The organism is Neobacillus drentensis, from assembly GCF_036965425.1.
Lineage (GTDB): Bacteria > Bacillota > Bacilli > Bacillales > Cytobacillaceae > Neobacillus > Neobacillus drentensis_F.
This window is the reverse complement of record NZ_JBALPP010000209.1, coordinates 2,487-3,183: the sequence shown is the minus strand read 5'-3', so window position 1 is coordinate 3,183 and position 697 is coordinate 2,487. Positions and strand designations below refer to the sequence as shown.

General features: G+C 28.6%; 1 protein-coding gene. It reads left to right on the top strand.

Features of this window, described 5'->3' with window-relative positions; genetic code table 11:
• Window positions 1–697: acyltransferase family protein (locus V7161_RS30110; protein ID WP_335716432.1), on the top strand; the 697-nt coding region annotated here is incomplete at both ends.

The following is a 697-nucleotide window of genomic DNA, read 5'->3' as shown; positions in this document are numbered from 1 at the left end:
GAGCGTTATAATAATCAATTTAATGTTACCAAAAATTGGAATGGTTCCTAATTTGCAAATATGGGCAACTTGGACAAAGGAAATTTCTATAACTGGATTAATTAACCATGTACTTTTCTTAGGAGAATATGATACTGATTCTTTGCTTATGGTAATTTGGTCTTTAGTACATGAGTTTAGAATATCCATCATTTTTCCCTTTGTGGTATTGTTTTTGTTTAGAGTTGGTTGGAAGTTATCCGTTGTGATGGCATCAATTACCTCCATAGGATCATTTTTGTTAATTAAAATTTTTCCAACCCAGTTTACTCTTGCGATATCAACAAATTATTTTATAACTTTGCATTACCTATCAATATTTATAATTGGTGCATTAATTGCTAAATATAGGATACCTCTTATTAGTAAGTTTCAAATTAAACAAATTAAATACCCACTTATTGTAATAAGTTTTACTTTTTACAATTATACCCAATTTCCGTATATGATTATAGGTAAATTATATAAAAACATTGATTACCTATTGTATCAAATTTTACTTGATTGGATTGTATGTATTGGTGGAGCTGGTATTTTATTATCCGTGTTAGGTTCGAAAGTCTTGTCAAATATATTACTAACAAAACCCGTTCACTTTTTGGGAAAAATGTCATATAGCATTTACTTAGTACATCCTGTTGTACTTATTACCTTGGTA